At 67.3% G+C, this 16,439-nt stretch carries 17 protein-coding genes; 10 read left to right on the forward strand and 7 right to left on the reverse strand.

Features of this window, described 5'->3' with window-relative positions; all coding sequences use genetic code 11:
- Positions 1-43: 43 nt before the first annotated feature.
- The gene (tehA, locus tag SNE35_RS18845; RefSeq protein ID WP_320424524.1) at positions 44-1,018 is read right to left on the reverse strand and encodes a dicarboxylate transporter/tellurite-resistance protein TehA; all 975 of its coding nucleotides are present in this window, start codon (positions 1,016-1,018) and stop codon (positions 44-46) included.
- Positions 1,019-1,166: 148 nt separating this feature from the next.
- Between tehA and SNE35_RS18850 the strand changes: the two genes are divergently transcribed.
- The 4 genes from SNE35_RS18850 to SNE35_RS18865 all read left to right on the forward strand — a co-directional run bounded on the left by SNE35_RS18850 (position 1,167) and on the right by SNE35_RS18865 (position 3,404).
- Positions 1,167-1,910, forward strand: coding sequence for a type 2 periplasmic-binding domain-containing protein (locus tag SNE35_RS18850; RefSeq protein ID WP_320424525.1), 744 nt, complete (start codon positions 1,167-1,169; stop codon positions 1,908-1,910).
- 84 nt (positions 1,911-1,994) lie between these two features.
- On the forward strand, positions 1,995-2,417 hold the full coding sequence (locus tag SNE35_RS18855; RefSeq protein WP_320424526.1) for a hypothetical protein: 423 nt from the start codon (positions 1,995-1,997) through the stop codon (positions 2,415-2,417).
- A gap of 9 nt (positions 2,418-2,426) precedes the next feature.
- Positions 2,427-3,170: a class II aldolase/adducin family protein gene (locus SNE35_RS18860; RefSeq protein WP_320424527.1), complete on the forward strand. Its 744-nt coding sequence runs from the start codon at positions 2,427-2,429 to the stop codon at positions 3,168-3,170.
- 36 nt (positions 3,171-3,206) lie between these two features.
- On the forward strand, positions 3,207-3,404 hold the full coding sequence (locus SNE35_RS18865; RefSeq protein ID WP_320424528.1) for a 4-oxalocrotonate tautomerase: 198 nt from the start codon (positions 3,207-3,209) through the stop codon (positions 3,402-3,404).
- Between the two features lie 133 nt (positions 3,405-3,537).
- Here the strand turns inward: SNE35_RS18865 and SNE35_RS18870 are convergent, their stop codons facing one another.
- Positions 3,538-4,194 carry a DUF6680 family protein gene (locus tag SNE35_RS18870; protein WP_320424529.1) on the reverse strand — a complete coding sequence of 219 codons (657 nt, stop codon included), beginning with the start codon at positions 4,192-4,194 and terminating at the stop codon, positions 3,538-3,540.
- Between the two features lie 364 nt (positions 4,195-4,558).
- On the opposite strand from SNE35_RS18870, the gene SNE35_RS18875 reads away from it, so the two are divergent.
- On the forward strand, positions 4,559-5,266 hold the full coding sequence (locus tag SNE35_RS18875; protein ID WP_320424530.1) for a DUF899 family protein: 708 nt from the start codon (positions 4,559-4,561) through the stop codon (positions 5,264-5,266).
- A 136-nt stretch (positions 5,267-5,402) separates the two neighbouring features.
- On the forward strand, positions 5,403-7,538 hold the full coding sequence (locus SNE35_RS18880) for a prolyl oligopeptidase family serine peptidase (RefSeq protein WP_320424531.1): 2,136 nt from the start codon (positions 5,403-5,405) through the stop codon (positions 7,536-7,538).
- Here the strand turns inward: SNE35_RS18880 and mctP are convergent.
- The 4 genes from mctP to SNE35_RS18900 form a co-directional block, all read right to left on the reverse strand.
- On the reverse strand, positions 7,507-9,006 hold the full coding sequence (mctP, locus tag SNE35_RS18885; protein ID WP_320424532.1) for a monocarboxylate uptake permease MctP: 1,500 nt from the start codon (positions 9,004-9,006) through the stop codon (positions 7,507-7,509). The genes SNE35_RS18880 and mctP overlap by 32 nt on opposite strands.
- 5 nt (positions 9,007-9,011) lie before the next feature.
- A complete protein-coding gene (locus SNE35_RS18890; RefSeq protein ID WP_320424533.1) occupies positions 9,012-9,194 on the reverse strand; it encodes a DUF3311 domain-containing protein in 183 nt (60 codons plus the stop codon).
- A 40-nt stretch (positions 9,195-9,234) separates the two neighbouring features.
- Positions 9,235-10,233 (reverse strand): SLAC1 anion channel family protein, encoded by a 999-nt coding sequence (locus SNE35_RS18895; protein ID WP_320424857.1) that lies wholly within the window; start codon positions 10,231-10,233, stop codon positions 9,235-9,237.
- Between the two features lie 155 nt (positions 10,234-10,388).
- Positions 10,389-10,988, reverse strand: a complete 600-nt coding sequence (locus SNE35_RS18900) for a TetR/AcrR family transcriptional regulator (protein ID WP_320424534.1) — start codon at positions 10,986-10,988, stop codon at positions 10,389-10,391.
- A gap of 65 nt (positions 10,989-11,053) precedes the next feature.
- Between SNE35_RS18900 and SNE35_RS18905 the strand changes: the two genes are divergently transcribed.
- The 4 genes from SNE35_RS18905 to SNE35_RS18920 all read left to right on the forward strand — a co-directional run bounded on the left by SNE35_RS18905 (position 11,054) and on the right by SNE35_RS18920 (position 15,825).
- On the forward strand, positions 11,054-12,595 hold the full coding sequence (locus tag SNE35_RS18905; protein WP_320424535.1) for a CHASE3 domain-containing protein: 1,542 nt from the start codon (positions 11,054-11,056) through the stop codon (positions 12,593-12,595).
- A gap of 159 nt (positions 12,596-12,754) precedes the next feature.
- Positions 12,755-13,057: a hypothetical protein gene (locus SNE35_RS18910; RefSeq protein WP_320424536.1), complete on the forward strand. Its 303-nt coding sequence runs from the start codon at positions 12,755-12,757 to the stop codon at positions 13,055-13,057.
- 19 nt (positions 13,058-13,076) lie between these two features.
- Positions 13,077-14,093: a GlxA family transcriptional regulator gene (locus SNE35_RS18915; RefSeq protein WP_320424537.1), complete on the forward strand. Its 1,017-nt coding sequence runs from the start codon at positions 13,077-13,079 to the stop codon at positions 14,091-14,093.
- A gap of 133 nt (positions 14,094-14,226) precedes the next feature.
- Positions 14,227-15,825 carry a methyl-accepting chemotaxis protein gene (locus SNE35_RS18920; RefSeq protein WP_320424538.1) on the forward strand — a complete coding sequence of 533 codons (1,599 nt, stop codon included), beginning with the start codon at positions 14,227-14,229 and terminating at the stop codon, positions 15,823-15,825.
- Between the two features lie 21 nt (positions 15,826-15,846).
- Here the strand turns inward: SNE35_RS18920 and SNE35_RS18925 are convergent, their stop codons facing one another.
- Positions 15,847-16,419: a TetR/AcrR family transcriptional regulator gene (locus tag SNE35_RS18925; protein WP_320424539.1), complete on the reverse strand. Its 573-nt coding sequence runs from the start codon at positions 16,417-16,419 to the stop codon at positions 15,847-15,849.
- Between the last annotated feature and the right edge of the window lie 20 nt (positions 16,420-16,439).

Here is a 16,439-nt window from a genome sequence, read left to right on the forward strand (position 1 = left end):
GGCCCTTCCCGTCGGGGGATGCCCGAACTACCGAGTTACCGAATTACCGAGCCGCCGGCGCGGGCTGCGGCGGCAGCAGCCGCCCGCGCAGCGCCGCCAGCGCCGTCGCGATGGCGAGGCCCACGACGATCACGTTGGCCAGCACGAACAGCACCGGTGCCAGGCTCACGAACACCCAGTCGCCGCCGCGGTCGGCATAGCGCATCGTCGCCGTGGCGATCGCCGTGGCCGCGAAAGTGAAGGCCCAGTAGCCCGGCGTGAAGGGCTGGCGGATCCAGGGCATCAGGCGCAGCGCGAGCAGGGCCTGCACCAGCGCATAGCCCAGCAGGCCGTGCGCGACCAGATCCGGCGGGCCGGTGGTGATGCTGCAGTAGGCCAGCAGCGCCACGGCCGGTGGCGCCGCCTGGATGCCCAGGGTCGGGCGCAGCGGCTGGGGCAGTTCCTCGGCCGTCAGCAAGCGATTGATGATGATCGACTCCAGCGCCAGCCAGGCCAGCACGCCCGCGCCGAAGAACAGCTGCCCCAGCTCCGGCCAGCCCAGCGCGGCCGCGGCAATGGCAGACACCAGGTTCGCCGCCACCGTGGGCAGGTACAGCACCGGCGTCGTCGCACTGACGCTGCGCCCGCCGCGCCACAGGCCGCCATGCCGCCAGATGCCGAACAGCAGCGCGGCCAGGCCACCCACGCCGCACAGCAGCAGCGCCGCGGGCCGCGAGTACGGCAGCACCGCGATACCCACCAGCATCGTCGTGACCGGCACCAGCGCCACGAAGCAGCACATGATCGGATGCTCGATCTCGCCGCGCGCCTGCGTGCCGGCACGCAGCCACTTCAGCGCATAGAGCAGGGCCAGCACGGTCCACACGGTCACGGCCACCGCCATCGCCGCCTCGCCCACCCAGGCCGGCAGCCCCCACAGCTTCGCGGCCACGCGCCAGTTGGTGCCCAGGCCCGTGAGGCCCAGCACCATCCCGAAAAAGGAGGCCGGCACGACCCATTGCAACGGCTTGTCGTTCATTGTCTTTCCCCCGGCGTTTGCGCCTGTGCTGTCGACACCGCCCTCCGCGGGTCGCGGCCGCCATTGTGGCGAAGCCGCCGCGCAGGCATGTGACGCAAGCCACCCGCGTCGTTAGACTCGCCACAGAACAGCGAGGAGACGACACAGCATGCCAGCAATTCCGGCGGCGCTCGTGCTGGGGGTCCTCGCCCTCCAGCCGACCTTGGGCACTGCGGCGCCCATCCCCGTCACCCTGCGATTGTGCGTATCGGGCCAGGCCACGACGCCCGAAGGCGTCGGCGTGTTCCACCAGCGCGTGCTGACCGCCGCACGGGACGTGGCGCTGAACATCGAGCACTACGTCGCCCCGCGGGCCCGTTGCCTGCAGGACACGCGCATGGGCACGGCCGACGCGCTGATCGGCGTCTTCACGCCCGAGCGGCAGGCCTGGCTGGCCTACCCGCTGCGCCAGGGCCAGCCGGTGGCGGAGCAAGGCGTCGGCAGTATCCAGGTGAGGATCTACCGCCGCGCCGGCACCCGCGTGGAATGGGACGGTACGGCCCTCAGCGGCCTGGAAGAACAGCCGCTGGGCCTGAAGTTCGGTTCCTCCTACGGCGCCGACGTGGCCAAGCTCGGCGTGCCGCTGGACGACCGCGCCAAGACCGACGAACAGCTGATCGCCAAGTTGCTCTACGGCCGCGTCGGCGCGATCCTGCTGACCGACGAGGCCGTGCAGGACCTCGCCAAGATCGCGCCCGGCAAGATCGAAGCCCTGGCGCGAACCTACAGCACGATGCCGCTCTATCTCGCCGTGTCCACCGCCTTCGAGCGGGAACACCGGGTGCTGGTGCGCCAGTTGTGGACGAACCTGGCCAACGGCGCAGAACGCAAGCCGCCGCCGGCGGGCCGCTGAGTTCAGTGCACCGATCCGCCCGGAGCGGGCGTAGAGTCGCGGTCAACGTAACTAAGCCGTTATGCCGACGGCACCGGAGGCTCGATGGAAACGATCGCGGCGGTCTTGGGCGGGGTGCTGATCGGGGCGCTGGCGGCGGCGCTCATCGGAGCCGGCTGGTGGGGCCGCAAGCTGAAGGCTTCGGCGGAGCGCGTCGCACGGCTGGAGCAGGCCCGCCAGCAGAGCGAGCAGGCCAGCACACAGCTGCGCAAGCAGTTCGACCAGATGCGCATCGAGGTCGCCGAACTGCGCCACCAGGCCGATCGGCAGCGTGCCCGGCGCGACACACCCGCCCCCGCCCCGGTGGACGAGACGCCCGACCTGCTCTTGCGCGAGACCCCGGTGGAGGAGTTCCCGGCCACGATGATCCTGCCGCGTAAGCCCCCCGCCGCTGCACCCGGCACGGCCGCGGACGAGCCCTTCCCCGCCACGATGATGGTGCCGCGCAAGCCGCCTGCGTCCTCCTGAGAAGCATCGATGACGAACCCGACCCGCAGCGCCGCCGATGTCCGCGTCGACCTCGCCGCCGCCTACCGCCTGGCCGCCCTCGCCGGCTGGGACGACACGATCTACACCCACCTCTCGGCCGCCGTGCCGGGCGAACCGGGCCGTTACCTGATCAACGAATTCGGCCTCGGCTTCGACGAGGTCTGCGCCTCCGGCCTCGTCGAGGTGGACCTGCACGGCCGCGTGGCGGACGGTACGAAGCGGCGCGTCAACCCCAGCGGCTTCGCGATCCACGGCGCCGTGCATGCAGCCCGGCCCGAGCTCGAATGCGTGATCCATCTGCACGCGCCCTGGGGCGTGGCGCTGGCCATGCTGCCGGGCGGCCTGCAGCCGACCTCGCAATGGGCGATGCGGCTGCACGGCCGCCTCGGCCGCCACGCCTACGAAGGCCTGGCCCTGCCCGCCGACGAGCAGCGCCGCCTGGTCGCGAATCTCGGCACGCTGGACGGCCTGATCCTGGAGAACCACGGCACCCTGACCGTCGGCCACACGGTGGCCGAGGCCTTCATGCTGATGCACATCCTCGAACACGCGGCCCAGGCCCAACTGCGCGCGATGGCCGCCACCGGCGGGCGCGTGATGGTCGCCGACCCCGAACTCGCCGCCCTCACCTATCGCCAATGGGTCGGCGACGGCAGCGAACGCGACGGCGATGCCGAATGGCCGGCGCTGCTGCGCCGCCTGGACCGGCTCTCACCCGGTTTCCGCGACTGAATTTGAATCAACCGAACTCATCCAACGAGACCCACCATGCCCACGATCCGCGTCGAACTCTTCGAAGGCCGCACCACCGAACAGAAGGCCGCACTGGCCCAGGAACTGACCGCCGCCTGCGTGCGCGTACTGGGCGGCAGCCCCGACGGCGTCGACGTACTGTTCTTCGACATCGCCCGGCAGGACTGGGCGACCGGTGGGGTACTGTGGAGTGAGAAGAAGCCGGCGGGCTAGCGGTCTTCTCGTCGTGGGCAGGTGGACGCGGCACGCGCAATGTCAGTCAATATGACTGCGAATGCATGGCCTACGCACTGGACAGTCGGCCCCGGCGCCGACTGAGCTTCAGAAGCCTAACAGTTGGTCAGAACTACTCGCGCTCCACGACCTCAACCTGTAGCACGCCTGATTCCAGCGCCTTTCCGACGTTCTGAATTGCGGTCTTGTTTGCCTGTAGTGCTTCTTGATCAATGGGGAATCCGACGACGTTCATCTTGAGCGCGTGCTTGCCGGTCACGAGAGACAGAGTCGCCTTGCGCAACTCGTTCTGCTCCTCTTCGATCTCGCCGTGCGCAATGGGACTGTATGCACCACGCTTCAGTTGAACCCGATCGAACGTATAGCCAAGGTCTTGCGCGATGGCGAACAGGATGTTCGTGAAAAGCTCATCACCTTGCGCACCCCAGAGCGCGAGTTGCCCGTCCTGTGCCTTGGTGTTCAAGTGATCCAAATATTCCTTCCATGCGTCGATGACCCGCTGTTCTCTGCCCGACCGATGCGAAATACCGAGCGTTCTCTTGCCATAGAACACTAAGTCAATCATGTTGAGTGCCCGAACGTGCTCCGGCGAGAGTCTTGCGGCTCGAGTTGCCATGAGTTGCTCGAACAGCCTCGCCTTCCGAACTTGACGCTCGCGAAATGCCTCGACGGCCTTCTGTGCCTGGACAGCAAGAATTGGCCCCAGCAGCGTCGCGAAAATGACCGCCCAGTCTTTTAGTTCGAGGTGGAAGTAGAGCGTTGGTTCCATCTCTTGTAGTTCTGATGTGTTGTAGGGGAAAGGTCTTACTCCATGACCTCGCAGGTGCTCCCATATTCAGGCTGGCTCGTGAGCCTCAAGTTGCTGATGCAGTGTCACTTTTCCCTGACTCTCTGCAGCCCCATACGGCCGCACGTTTTCCAGCCATTCCGGCACCTACTAAGTCTGCACTGTCGGATGCCGGCCGGCTGAATGCTGCCACTAAGACCTGCCGACGCGCCAGTCCGTGGAACCCCGCGGCCCGCCACACCGGGGAACTTGCCGCCGCGTCTTTCCGCCGAACTGCCGCAGCACGGAGCAGGCCAGGCCCGCCGATTGCCGCAATTTCTGCTCTGACGGTTGCACGGAGACTCTCATGCCCGAAACCGCTGCCCTGAAGTCGGCCGCAGAACTCGCCCAGTTCGGCCGTATCCCCTTCCCCGGCGCCTCACCCGAATACGAGGCCGCACGGCGCGCGCTGCTGGCCGAGGAGATCGAGTTCCGCCGCCACATGACGCGGCTCGTCGAGCAGCGCCGCGCGTTGCCGCCGGGGCCGATGATCGCTAATGACTACCGTTTCAAGGACGAGCAAGGCTTCGAGGTCGGGCTGGCCGATCTGTTCGGCGACAAGGACACGCTGGTCGCCTACTTCTGGATGTACGGCCCGCAGCGCGAACGGCCCTGCCCGATGTGCACGAACTGGCTCGGCGCGGTCAACGGCAATGCTGCCGACATCAAGCAGCGTGTCGCGCTGAAGGTGCTGGGCCGCTCGCCGGTCGAGCGCCAGTACGCGTTCGCGCAGCAGCGCGGCTGGCGTGACCTGAATTTCATCCAGACAATCGGCGACCACTACGCGAACGACCTCGGACTCCTTAACCCCGACGGCAGCGAGAACCCGGCCCTGACCGTCTACCGGCGCGACGGCGAGCAGTTGCGCCTGTTCTGGGCCAGCGGCATGCGCCGCGAGATGGCCGACCCCGGCCAGGATCCGCGCGACGCGCCGGACATCGCCTCGCTGTGGTCCGTGCTCGACCTGACCCCGGGCGGCCGCGGCACCGATTGGTATCCGAAGCTGCAGTACTGAAGCACCGGCGCCGCCGTCCGCAAGGGCCGGAAGTCATGCCCCTTGTGGCCCCGCGGCGACGAAGCGCGCGGCATGGAGGATTGGAGCAAGGTCGAGGCGCAATACTCCGGCGCCTCAAGAAGAACCAGCCACGCCGATGCCACGAATCTCCTTGCTCCGCCGCCTGATCCTCGCCACCGCCGTGGCGGTCCTTTCCACCCAGCCCGCATTCGCCGCGGACGATCCTTACCAGTGGCTGGAAGACATCGACGGCGCCCGTTCGATGGCCTGGGTGCAGCAGCACAACGAGGCCACGGCGAAGCGCCTGGAGGCGCGGCCTCAGTACGCGGGGCTCTACCGCGATGCGATGCAGGTGCTGAGTTCCGCCTCGCGCGTGCCGGAAGTCCAGCAGCACGGTCAGTGGCTCTACAACCTGTGGCAGGACGCCGAGCATCCGCGCGGCATCTACCGGCGAACGAGCCTGGCCGAGTTCAGCAAGCCGAACACCCACTGGGAGACGCTGCTGGACATCGACGCGTTGTCGCGGGAGGAAGGAACGGGTTTCGCGTTCGGCGGCGCCGTGTTCCGCGGCTCGGACGAACGCCGCGCGCTGATCCTGCTTGCGCCGGGCGGCGGCGATGCGGCGGAGGTGCGCGAGTTCGACGTCGAGAGCCGCAGCTTCGTGGCGGGCGGCTTCCGGCTGCCGTCGGCCAAGTCGCGCGTGAGCTGGCGGGATGACGATTCGCTGTTCGTCGCGACCGACTTCGGGCCCGATTCGCTGACGCGCTCGGGCTATCCGCGCCTCGTGAAGGTCTGGCGACGCGGCACGCCGCTCGCCGAAGCCGCGCCGCTGTACGAGGCGGGCGCCGACTCGGTGCAGGTCCATGTGCAGCGCGTCGACATGCATGGCGGCGGTGCTCCGCTGGATGTCATGGATGAAGGCGTGACCTTCTGGAACAGCCGGCACGCCTTGCTGGTAGACGGCAAGCCGGTGCCGCTGGCGCTGCCGGCCACCGCCGCGATCAGCGGCGGCTACCAGGGCCGGCTGGTGCTGTGGCTGAAGGCGGACTGGACGGTCGCGGGCAAGACCTGGCCCTCGGGCGCGGTGCTGCTGGTGGACCCGGCGCAGTTGCAAGGGCAGCAAGGTGAAGCGCCACAGGCCGTCTTCCTGCCCGACGGGCACACCGTCGTCCAGGGCGTCGACGCCACCGGCCACGGCATCCTGCTGACCTCGCTGGACCAGGTGCGCGGCCGGCTGGATCGCTACAGCCGCGACGCGAAGGGCTGGCACCGCACGGCCATCCCCTTCCCGGACAACAGCGCCATCCGCGTACTCACCGTCGACGACGCCTCGGGCGACGCGATCGTGCAGCACGAATCCTTCCTGACGCCGCCGTCGCTGTGGCAGGTGTCGGCAGGGATCGGGACACAGGGCGGCCACCCGCGCAAGCTGAAGTCCCAGGCGGCCAGCTTCGACGGCTCGCGCTTCAAGGTGACGCAGTACTGGGCCAGTTCGGCGGACGGCACGCGCGTGCCCTACTTCGTCGTGGGCAGCAAACGGCTGAAGTTCGACGGCGCCAACCCGGTGTGGATGTTCTCGTACGGCGGCTTCGAGGCCTCGCTGCTGCCCTCCTACTCGGGCTCCTACGAAGACATGCACGGCGCCTACGGCAAGCTGTGGCTGGAGCGTGGCGGCGTGTTCGTGCTGGCCAACATCCGCGGTGGCGGCGAGTTCGGGCCGGCCTGGCACACCTCGGCGCTGCGCGAGAACCATGTGAAGGCCTTCGAGGATTTCGAGGCGGTGGCCGCGGACCTGGCGCGGCGCCGCATCTCCTCGCCGCGGCACATCGGCATCGAGGGCCGCAGCAACGGCGGCCTGCTGGTCTCCGCCACGATGCTGCGCCGCCCGGAGCTGTACGGCGCCGTCGTCTGCGGCAATCCGCTGGTCGACATGCAGCGCTACAACAAGCTGCTGGCGGGCGCGAGCTGGGAGGCGGAGTACGGCAACCCCGACGTGCCCGAGGATTGGGCCTTCATCAGCCAGTACTCGCCCTACCAGCGCCTGCAGCCGGGCATGAAGCTGCCGCCGGTGATGTTCTATTCCACCACCCGCGACGACCGCGTCCACCCGGCTCACGCCCGCAAGATGGCCGCGAAGATGGAGGACGCAGGCTACGCGGTCGAGTACTTCGAAAACGTGGAAGGGGGCCACCACGGACCCGTGGTGACCGAACAGCTCGCCACGCGCATCGCGCGTACGTTCACTTTCCTGTGGGAGCGCGTCGGCCGCTGAGGAAGGGCTGCACCACCAGCGCCACGACGATGTTCACCGCCAGCGCCAGGATGCCGGTGTAGACGGTGAACTTGTCGCCGCCGATCAGCAGCGAGTGCACCGGCTTCACACCGTCGGCGAAAGCCGTCCAGGTGCCGAAGACGATGCCGGCCAGCCAGCCCAGCAGCAGCGCCGGCGCCTGCAGGCGCTTCCAGAACAGGCCGAACACCAGGGCCGGGAAGGTCTGCAGGATCCACACGCCGCCCAACAGCTGCAGGTCCAGCGCGAACTTGGTCGGCATGAACAGGATGCACAGCAGCGCGCCGACCTTGACGACCAGCGAGGCGTACTTGGCCACCTTCTCTTCCTGCGCCGGCGTCACCTTGTCGTTGACGTAGGGCTTCCAGAAGTTGCGGGTGAACAGGTTGGCCGCGCCGATGGACATCACGGCGGCCGGCACCAGCGCGCCGATCGCCACGGCCGAGAACGCGAAGCCGGCGAACCACGAGGGAAACAGCGCGTTGAACAGCGCCGGCACCACGTCGTTGTTGCTCTTCACCGCGATCTTGGCGGCGTAGGCCATGTAGCCCAGCAGCGCGATCAGGCCCAGCAGCACCGTGTAGGCGGGCAGGAAGATCGCGTTCTTGCGGATCGTGTTGGCGTCCTTGGCGGCGAAGATGCCGGTCAGCGTGTGCGGGTACATGAAGGCCGCCATCGCCGAGCCCAGAGCCAAGGTGGCGAACGGCAGCATCTGGCCGGGCTGCAGTGTGAGCCCCGTAGCGCCACCCTTCAATGCAAAGGCTTCGCGGGCCGAGGTGAACACGTTCGCGTAGCCACCCACCTTCATCGGCACGATGACGACGGCCACCAGCACGACGATGTAGATCATCACGTCCTTGACGAAGGCGATCAGCGCCGGCGCGCGCAGGCCCGCGGCGTAGGTGTACAGCGCCAGAATCACGAAGGCGGCGGCCAGCGGGAATTCGCCGGTGAGGCCCAGCGCCTTGATGACGACCTCCATGCCCACGAGCTGCAGCGCGATGTAGGGCATGGTCGCGACGATGCCGGTCAGCGCCACGGCCGATTCGAGCGCGCGCGAGCCGTAGCGGCCGAGCACGACGTCGGCCGCGGTCACGTGGCCATGCTTCTTCGCCTCGCCCCACAGCCGGGGCATGATCATGAACACGATCGGGTAGACGAGGATCGTGTACGGCAGCGCGAAGAAGCCGTAGGCGCCCACGGCATAGACCAGCGCCGGCACGGCGATCACGGTGTAGGCGGTGTAGAAGTCGCCGCCGACCAGGAACCAGGTGATCCAGGTGCCGAAGTTGCGGCCGCCCAGGCCCCATTCGTCCAGGTGGGCGCCCTTGTGCGATCCGCCGCGCTGCCACTTCGAGGCCAGGAAGCCGATCACCGTGACCAGCGCGAAGAAGAAGATGAAGACCCAGAGCGCGGTCCAGTTGACTTCGGGTGTTGTTGTCGTTTCCATGATGCTCAGTCCTCCAGGGTCTCGTGCTTCTCGTTGCGGTACACGAGCCAGATCAGGACCGAGGTGATGGGCACCCAGGCAAACATGTACCAGTAGAAGAACGGGAAGCCGGCGATCTCGGGGGTTTCCGAGTTGAACAGCGGAACCGCCAGCAGGCCGATGAACGGCAGCAGCAGGAGCAAGCGCATGGTGGGTGACCTCTTCGGAGGATGAACTATTGAAATACTTCTAGCGCGGACTCAGCAGCTTGCCGTTGAAAAGGACCTGCACGGTGCGGAACAACAGCACTGCGATCACGATGCTCAGGAACAGCAGCAGGCCCGCCGCGAAGACGGTCACCGGCAGGTACTGGACGTGTTCCGCATAGCGCAGGGCGGCATTGCCCAGCGCCGCGAGCGGAAAACTCACAGCCCACCATCCGGCCGCGAAGGGAATGCCACGCCTGAACACCTTGAAGACGAGCGCGAAGAAGATGAACACGCCGAAGTAGAACAGCATCGCGGCAAACGTGTCGACGCGCTGGAAGAAAGCCGTATACGCCAGAAAGCCTACTTCGAACGGCGCGGTCAGGATCATCAGCGAGGGCACCATCTCGTTGGCCAGCTTCTCGTGGTGATGGATCAGGCGCGACATGATCATCGTGAAGAAAACCAGCGCCACCATCGTGCCCACGGCCATCGCGAACAGGTTGATCTCCCGCGCCCAGGCCATCGGAAGCGATCCGCCGGCCACCGTGATGTCCAGCGTCGCCACGCCCGGGATCAGCCAGGCCGGCAGCGCGTGCCCCGCATCCACCTTGCCGCGCAGCAGCCGGCTCACCAGGGTGAACGCCAGCGCCACCGTCATCGCCACGCCCAGGCACCACATCGCTTGCGACAGGGCGGCGCTCACCGGCGCCACGACCGAGGACATCAGCAGCACTGCGATGTTCACCGTGCCGAAGAAGTTGCCCGCGATCGGATGGCGGAACTCGTTGTGCACCGCCTGCGGATGCAGAAAGGCCTTGGCCGCGTACGCGATGCACAGCAGCACGAACAGGGCCACGGCGAGGCTGCCGATCACCACGTCGAACAGCGGGCTGGCGCCGAACTGGTGGCTGGCCTGGCGCCACGCCAGGCTCAGGCCCGAGACGCCCATGACGGCGGCGAACAGATTGATCGGCAGATGCTGGATCGATGCCGGGCCGCAGGCTTGCTGGGCCGGGGCGGCGCTTGCGCTGGTATTGATGATGATTCCTTCGGACGGATGTGGGCGACGGACAGGCTCAGCGCGATCGGCGCCTTCTGCCACACGAAGGAGACTAGTTGCGGGGAGGAGCGCTCACAACGAGCGCATGAGCGCGGGAACGGCCAAGATGGGCGTGTCCTGGGCCAACGCCTGTTTCAGCTCGCCTTTGCGCGGGCCGGGGCCGGCTCTTTGATCATCTTCACCAGCCGCTCCAGCGGCTTCAGCGCCTCGGCCGGTGAATCGAACTGCGCGTGCAGGATGGCACCGTCCACGGCCAGCGCCAGCGCCTTGGCATCGGCCCAGCGCGAGCGCGCCGCGGGCAGCAGCGTCTCGATCGCCTCGGTCATGTCGTGCTTGTGGTTGCGGGTGATCTCGACCACTTCGGGGATCGCCTGGCCCACCTCGCCCACGCTGTTCAGGAAGGCGCAGCCGCGGTAGCCCGGGTCGGAGAACCATTCATTGAGCGCCGGCACCAGCGCGGCCACGCCCTTGCTGCGATGGCCGCCGTGGCGCTCCAGTGCGCCCTTGAACCAGGTCATCCAGCGCTCGTGCCGGTAGTCGAGAAACTCGATGATCAGCTTGTTCTTGCTCGGGAAGTGCCGGTAGAAGGTGACCTTCGTGACGCCCGCTTCCGCGATGACCCGGTCGATGCCGGTGGCGCGAATCCCTTCGCAATAAAACAGGTCGTGCGCCGTGAGAAGAATGCGCTCCCGCGGCGATTTGCCGGCGAGATCCACGGGTTCGGAGAATGCCATGCGGGCCATTCTAGGCAGCCGCGGGAACCGCCTTTGCCTTAGACTGGTTCGAGGGAGATCGAACCATGAACATGCCCCATAACGGCAGATTGGTTTCAGCGGAGCAGATTCCGCCGGGAGGCCGCGCTTTGCGGGTCTCGTCGACGTGGTCCTTCGGCAGGAAACTCGCGCTCGGCTTCGGCCTCAGTTTCCTCGTCCTGATGCTGGTCGGCGGCCTGTCCTACCGCGGCGTCCAGAGCCTGGCTCGCACGAGTTACCAGGTCGCGCACACCCACGAAGTGCTGGATCGCGTCAATGGCCTGCTCAGCGCCATGAAGGACGCGGAGACCGGTCAGCGCGGCTACCTGCTCTCCGGCAACGAGGCCTATCTCGAACCCTATCTCGCGGCACGCGCCGCCGCGCCCCAGTTGCTGGCCGAATTGCGCGCACTCGTCGCCGACAGCGCGGACCAGCAGCAGCGAGTCGCCGAAGCCGGCGGCCGCGTCGACGCGATCATGAAACTGCACGGCGAGCGCATCGACATGCGCCGCCAATCGGGCCTGGAGGCGACGCTGCGCGCCGTCCAGACCGGCGAAGGCAAGCGCCAGATGGATGGCCTGCGCCGCCTGCTGGGCGACATGAACAACACCGAGCGGGACCTGCTGCGGGAACGCGCGGCAGAGGTGGAATCTGCGTCGAGCGACGTCCGCACGGCGATAGCCGTCGGCACCGTGCTGGGCCTGCTGCTGGTCGTGGCGGCCGGCGCCTTCCTCGCGCGCCTGCTCCACGCGCGCATCGGCTTTGCCGTCGGCGAGGTCCAGCGATCGACGAACGAGCTGCAGGCCACCTCGGTCCAGCAGGCGGCCAACGCGCGGGAAACCAGCACGTCGATGACGCAGATCACGACGACGCTGTCGGAGATGACCCGCAGCTCGCGCGAGATTGCCGCGAGCGCCCAACGCGTGGTCGGCATTGCGGGCCAGACCGCCAAGGAGGCCCGCGCGGGGGACGAACTGCTGCAGGCCGCCCACGCTTCCATCGCGACGATGCGCGAGCAGGCCAAGATCGTCGGCGACCGCATGCAGGAACTCGGCGGCCGGTCCAGGCAGGTCGACCTCATCCTCGATCTCGTCTCCGAACTGGCGGACCAGACGAACATCCTCGCCATCAACGCGTCGATCGAGGCTGTGAGCGCAGGAGAAGCCGGGGCGCGCTTCGGCACGGTCGCCGACGAGATCCGCAGGCTCGCCGACCGCATGACGATCTCCGCCAAGGAGATCCGCACGCAGATCGCCGATGTGCGCGCCACGGTCGAGGACACGAAGCGCTCGACGCAAGCCGGGGCCGATGCCGTCGAAGCCGGTGTGAGCCGTTTCACCGCCGTCGCCGCCTCCTTCGCCGACATCGGCGCGATGGTCGTCAAGACCAACGACGCGGCCCACGAGATCGAACTGGCCACCCAGCAGCAGGCCACCGCCGTCGAACAGCTCGGTGGAGCCCTCGCCCACACCGCGCAGGCGGCCCAGGAAACGGAAGTGAGTTCCGCGCAGACCTCGCAGACCGCCCTGCGCCTGGCCGAGATGTCGCGCGGGCTGATGCAGTTGATCCGGCCGCGGGCGGCTCAGTAACGAGAAGGCCGCTCCACCGCGCCGTGCGCCCGCGGCCAAGGCGATCGATCTCCGGCCATTGTTCGTTCGACGCGGGCCAGCCAGGGCTAACAGGCCCCACAGCGGGGCGCTGCGTGCCTAGCATCCGGTCGATGCCTCGCATCATCGTCAGGACGCCCCATGAACAGCCACATGACCATCAGCCTGCATCCGCAGACCTGCCAGCTCCACTTCGTCGACCCGGAGCTGTACCGAGCCAATCTGGAACGCGCCGTGCGCGGCCTCTATCACCCGATGGGCGTGACCGTGTCGGTGCGGATCATGCCGATGGAGGCGCTGCCGGACGAGGACTACTCGGAGGACTGGGCGGTCTACCTGATCGCGCTGCCCGGCATGGGCGAGGCGGAAGCGCGCGCGATACGCCGCATCGCCGGCAAGGTGTTCGGTGGCATGCTCAAGGCCCAAGCGCCACAACTGCATTGAAGGGGTGGGAAGGGTGACGATGAAACTTGCGCTCGTGGTCTTCGATGGCGTCCAGTCGCTGGACGTCGCCGGCCCGCTCGATGTGTTCTCGGAAGCGAACGCCGTGCTGCCGCCCGACCAGCAATACGAGCTGACGCTGGTGGGCCTGCGCCCCGGGCCGGTCCGCTGCGCCAACGGCATGGAGCTCAATGTGTCCGTCGACTATCGCAGTTATGCCGGGCAGGCCGACCTGCTGCTGGTGGCCGGCGGGCCGCGCCTGCCCGAGCAGCCCGCGCCCGAGCGGGACTTCCTGGACTGGCTCGCGCGCCAGGCCGCCGGCGCGAAGCGCTTCGGCTCGGTCTGCAACGGCGCCTTCCTGCTGGCCCACGCAGGCCTGCTCGACGGCCATGAGGCCACGACACACTGGAACGACGCCCCGCGCCTGTGCGAGCAGTTCCCGCGCGCCCGCGTGCGACCCGACAAGATCTATGTGCGCGATGGCCGGCTGTTCACCTCCGCCGGCGTGACCGCGGGCATCGACCTGTGCCTGGCCCTTCTAGCCGAGGACTGGGGCCACGAGATGGCGCTGCACGTCGCCAAGCGGCTGATCGTCTACATCCGCCGCGACGGCGGGCAGTCGCAGTACAGCCCGTATCTCGCCGTCGGCCCGAAGGAAGACACGATGGTCGCCAAGGTGATGCGCTACGTGACCGAGCACATCAGCGAGACGCTTTCGATCGAGCAGATCGCCGATGCGGTGGGCGTCAGCCGCCGGACCTTCTCGCGCGTGTTCGCCAAGGAGGCGACCGTCACGCCGTCGGTGTTCGTCGAGCAGGTGCGGGTCGACTTCGCCCGCAAGCTGCTGGAGCAGACCGACCTGCCGCTGAAGACCGTCGCCTTCCGCAGCGGCTTCCACAGCGCCGCCCACATGCGCATGATCTTTCTGCGCCGGCTGGAGAGCACACCGCGCCAGTACCGCGAACGCTTTCGCGCGAGCGACGAGGCGGCTGGCGATCGGCAAGCCGCGTTGGCGTCGAGCGCCCATGCTGCTCACTGAATGAGGCCGGGGCGCAACTTGAGAAATCGGGGAATTGTCGCCTCTTGACGTTCGAGGATGAGGTGGCCGCGCCATGAGCGCGGCCCCTCTGCACCGCGTGGCTAGTATTGCTCGACGGTAAAGAGGGACCTCAATGAACTTCTCGAAGCTGGTTTCGATCCTGAGTGTTGTGGCAGGTGCCTGCGTGCTGTTCACCCTGGCTTTGCTGTGGGTGTCCAGGGACCTTGAGAGAACCCATCGAACGCAGCGCCTGTCGGCCGAGCTGGCCGATCAGTTCAGACAAAGCTCCGACGATCTGACACGCTCCGTGCGCATGTTCGTGGTGACCGGCAACCCGCTCTACCGGGACGAGTACAGCACCATCGCCGACATGCTCGACGGCAAGGCACCGTCGCCGGCCGAACCGCAGCGCATCTACTGGCCTTTCTATGAAGTGACGGGCGTGAAGCCACAGCCGGATGGTGCCGCCGTTTCCTTGATCGAGCTGATGAAGCAAGCGGGTTTCTCGAATGAGGAGCTGGCCAAGCTGGAAGAAGCCAAGGGCCTCTCCGACAGGCTCATTGCCCTCGAAACAGAAGCGATGAAGCTGGCCGCCGACGGCACGCCCGAAGGGAAGGCCCAGGCCATCCAATCGGTCCACAGCAAGGAGTACATCGAGCAGATCGCCAAGATACTGAAGCCGGTCGACGAGTTCTTCGTGTTGCTGGAGGCGCGCACCTCTCAGGCCATCGTCAACACCCAGCGGGTGCAGAACGTGTTGTCGGTGTTGATCGTTCTGGCCATTTCCAGCCTGTTCGGATTGATGGTGTTTGCGAGCCGCTTGTTGCGCAGGCAGGTCGGCGGCCCCATGAGCGCCGCGACGGACGCCATCCAGTTGTTCTCGTCCGGCGATTTCAGCCAAGCGGTCGCGTTCGACAGCAATGGCAGCATGCTGGGTGGTCTGGAGACGATGCGGACCAGCCTGCAGGATGTGGTGCGCAAGGTGCGCGAGAGCTCCCATGGGCTGTCCCTCGCCAGCGCTGAAATCGCCCAGGGCAACCATGACCTCTCGGCCCGCACGGAGAGCCAGGCCAGCGCCTTGGAAGAGACCGCGGCCTCCATGGAAGAACTCACGGCCACCGTCAACCAGAATGCCGAAAGCGCGCGGCAGGCCAATCAGTTGGCCATCGACGCGTCCTCCGTCGCGGAACAGGGAGGCGCCGTGGTCGCGCAGGTGGTGGAGACCATGAAGGGGATCAACACCTCGTCGCAGAAGATTGCCGAGATCGTCGGCGTCATCGACGGCATTGCCTTCCAGACCAACATCCTGGCCTTGAATGCCGCCGTCGAGGCGGCACGCGCAGGAGAGCAAGGACGTGGTTTCGCCGTGGTGGCGTCCGAGGTGCGCTCACTTGCCGGGCGTTCCGCCGCAGCTGCCAAGGAGATCAAGGCCTTGATCAGCGCCAGTGTCGAGCGCGTGACGCAGGGGAACGCCATGGCCGACAAGGCAGGAAGCACGATGGCAGACGTGGTGACCGGCATTAAACGTGTCACGGAAATCATGGGCGAGATCAGTGCCGCGAGCAACGAGCAGGCTTCCGGCGTGGCGCAGATTGGCGAGGCCGTCACCCAGATGGACCAGGCCACGCAGCAGAACGCGGCACTGGTGGAGGAAATGGCGGCCGCCGCCAGCAGCCTCAGTGACCAGGCCAACGGGCTGGTGCAATCGGTCGCGGTTTTCAGGCTCGCCTGAGATCCCGCTGAGGCGATCGGTTCAGCCGATCGACTGGGCGATGCGCCGGCGCGTGGTCTGCAGGATGCGGTCGGACAGCTCGGGGTCGTCGACCATCCGCGCGATCGTCAGGGCGCCCACCATGTTCGTCAGCAGGCTCAGCGCCGTGTCCATGCCCTCGGCATCGTCCGGCGAACGCATGAACGGGGCGGCGGCCTCGACGATCTTGCGGAAGCTGGTGGTCGCCGCGTGGCGCGTGTTGTCGTCGGCGCGTACCAGTTCGCTGCCCATCGCGGCGAGCGGGCAGCCGTCCTCGACCTTGTCGCGGTAGGCCTCGGTCATGTAGTCCTGGAAGACGGCGAGCATCGCCTCGGCCCCCTTCTCGGCGGCCTCGCGGGAGTCCCGCACCATGTTCTTGTCGGTGGCCGACAGTGCCTCGGCCACCAGTTGATCCTTGGACCCGAAGTGCCGGTAGAAGCCGCCGTGCGTCAGGCCCGCGGCGGCCATGATTTCCGCCACGCCGGTCGCCGCGATGCCCTTGCGGCGGAAGGTCTTGGCGGCGGTCTCGACGATGCGTTTGCGGGTCTCCGCGGTTTCTGCCTTCGACTTCTTCATCTCGGTCTCCGTCTGTTCCG

The organism is Roseateles agri (genome assembly GCF_034043675.1).
In the GTDB taxonomy this organism is placed as follows: domain Bacteria; phylum Pseudomonadota; class Gammaproteobacteria; order Burkholderiales; family Burkholderiaceae_C; genus KK5.